At 56.1% G+C, this 2,914-nt stretch carries 2 protein-coding genes; both read right to left on the bottom strand.

Annotation, left to right across the window (positions count from 1 at the left end; genetic code table 11):
* Window positions 1-2,368 (bottom strand): efflux RND transporter permease subunit (locus V7665_RS13345; protein ID WP_335665024.1); only part of this gene is annotated, 2,368 nt, incomplete at its 3' end.
* Between the two features lie 14 nt (window positions 2,369-2,382).
* Window positions 2,383-2,914: efflux RND transporter periplasmic adaptor subunit (locus V7665_RS13340; protein WP_335665023.1), on the bottom strand; the 532-nt coding region annotated here is incomplete at its 5' end.

The following is a 2,914-nucleotide window of genomic DNA, read 5'->3' as shown; positions in this document are numbered from 1 at the left end:
GCAAGCGGCCAAGCTGGTCAAGATCGGTGCGGACTGTTTCGGGCAAGCGAACGACAACATCAAAGCGCCGGTCACCTTCAAAAACCTGACCCGCATTGCGCCCGCCGGTAGCGGTCGCCACTGCATCCTGCACATCGCTGATATTTATGCCATAACGGGCCAGAAGTTCTCGGCGCGGCGTCACCGACAGAACGGGAAGCCCCGTCACCTGTTCCAGCTTGGTATCCTGCGCGCCGGGTATCGATTCCACGATCGTTTCAATTTCAGCACCCGTTTCGAGCAGTTGATCCAGATCCTCTCCGAACAGTTTGACCGCAACATCGGCGCGAACACCCGCAATCAGTTCGTTGAGCCTCATCTGCACAGGCTGCGTAAATTCATAGTTGTTGCCCGGAATCTGCTGCACCGCTGCGTTCAGTTCCTCAACCAGCTTTTCCCGAGGCTTGCGCGGGTCGGGCCAGTCCTTACGGTCTTTGAGCATGATGAAATTATCGGCAACCGACGGAGGCACCGGATCGGTTGCGACATCGGCTGTCCCGATTTTCGCAAATACCCGCTCGACTTCTGGAAATTCGCTAATCCGTTTTTCCAGCGATCGTTGCATCTGGATCGCCTGACTCAGGCTGGTGCCAGGGATGCGCAGCGCGTGCATGGCAATGTCGCCTTCATCGAGATTCGGAATAAACTCCGACCCCAGACGCGTTGCGCCCCATCCGCTGACCGCAACCAGCAAGGCTGCCCCGGCAATCAGGATTTTACCCTTGGGCATCGACCAGTCGAGCAAAGGCGCATAGCCTTTGCGCAGCCAAGCCATGACACGGTTCTCTTTCTCTTCAACCTTGCCGGTAACGAACATTGCAATAGCCGCAGGGACAAAGGTCAGCGAAAGTAGCAGCGCCGCTGTAAGAGCAAGCATTACGGTTATTGCCATGGGGTGGAAGGTTTTACCTTCAATCCCGGTCAACGCGAATATTGGTATGTAAACAACCGTGATGATAATAACGCCAAATATCGAAGGACGGATCACTTCGCTGCTGGCACGGGCAACCAGTTTGAAACGCTCCTCGCGGTCGAGCAGGCGGCCAGCTTTATGCTGTGCTTCCCCCAACCGTCTGAGGCAATTTTCGACGATGATAACAGCGCCATCGACGATCAAACCAAAATCGAGCGCGCCAAGGCTCATCAGGTTGGCGGACACACGCCCCGCCGCCATGCCGGATAGCGTCATCAGCATGGAAATCGGTATTACTGCTGCGGTAATCAGCGCAGCGCGAACGTTGCCGAGCAGCAGAAACAGGATAACAATGACAAGCAGCGCGCCTTCGAGGAGGTTTGTCTCAACCGTTGCAATGGTCCGCTCGACCAATTCTGTACGATCATAGAGCGGCACGGCCTGCACTCCATCGGGAAGCGACCGGTTCACTTCCTCCAGCTTTTCTGCTGCGGCCTGAGCGACAATGCGCGGATTGCTGCCGGTGAGCATATAGACCGTGCCAAGCACAATCTCCTTGCCGTTTTCCGTTGCCGCGCCGTTGCGCAATTCGGATCCGATTACGACTTCGGCAATATTGCCAACGCGAATAGGGATACCGCCGCGTTTTGCGACGATAATTTGTGACAGATCATCTTGATCTTCTACCCGCCCCGGTATCCGGATCAGGACCTGCTCGCCCGCACGCTCTACATAGCCTGCGCCCGCATTGGCATTATTCGCTTCCAGCGCATCGACCACATCCGTCAGCGATAGGCCCAGCGATGCCAGTTGCTCGGCATTAGGGGTCACATGATATTGTTTGGTGTAGCCGCCAACAGTGTTGATCTCAGCTACCCCTCGAACATTGCGCATTTGCGGGCGCACTACCCAGTCATGCAAGGTGCGTAAGTCGGTCGGCGTCCACTCGGAACCATCGGATTTTCTTGCGCCCTTTTTGGGCGTAACCGAATACATGAAAATCTCGCCAAGACCGGTCGCGGTCGGTCCCATTTGCGGTTCGATGTTCGGTGGCAATTGCGATTTGGCCGCCTGAAGGCGCTCATTCACCAGCTGCCGCGCAAAATAGACATCGGTTCCGTCTTCAAAAACGACTGTTACCTGGCTCAGGCCGTAGCGCGAAACCGAACGGGTATAGTCCAGCTTGGGAATGCCTGCGAGCGCCGTTTCAATCGGATAGGTAACGCGTTGTTCAGCCTCAAGAGGGGAGAAACCCTCGGCCTCGGTGTTTATCTGCACCTGAACATTGGTGATGTCGGGCACAGCGTCAATGGGCAGGCGCGTTGCGCTCCACACACCAATCGCCATCAGTATTACTACAACGGCGAGCACAAGCCAGCGCTGCGCGATCGAGAAGCCTATTATTCTAGCGAGCATGGTTTGGTTTTCCATTAGTGATCGTGAGACGCGCCGGACTTTTCAATGTCCTGCCGAATGAGGAATGATCCTTTGGTGACATATTTGGTGCCGGGCCTGATGCCGCCCAGAACCTCGGTCCATTCAGAGGATTTGCGGCCAATTTCGAGCATGCGCACTTCATACATTTCGCCAAAATTGGCATAGACCACGGTGAAATCCCGAAACGGCTGCAACGCCTCTGTCCGAACCGCCAGCGGCACCGTAACTGCGTTCACCACCACACGTCCGTGCAGAGCAATGCCGGGACGCCAGCGTCCATCGCGGTTCGGCAGACGCGCGCGGACCAGCGCCGTCCCTGCCGCGGAATTGCCTTCGGGCAAATAGCCTACGAGAACCGAATCAGCGACCGGCTTGCCATCAAGCGTTTCGATACTGATTCTCTGGCCAGGCCGGATTGTGCCCAGATCACGTGGAAAAATATTGAAGACAACGCTCGTGCTGCTTGGATCAGTGATGACATAAATAGGCTGGTCATAGGCAACATTGCCGACATTGGCGTTGCGC

Origin of the sequence: Parasphingorhabdus sp., from assembly GCF_036964675.1 — a bacterium.
In the GTDB taxonomy this organism is placed as follows: Bacteria; Pseudomonadota; Alphaproteobacteria; order Sphingomonadales; family Sphingomonadaceae; genus Parasphingorhabdus.
The sequence above is the reverse complement of the archived record's forward strand: the minus strand, read 5'-3'. Positions and strand labels throughout refer to the sequence as shown.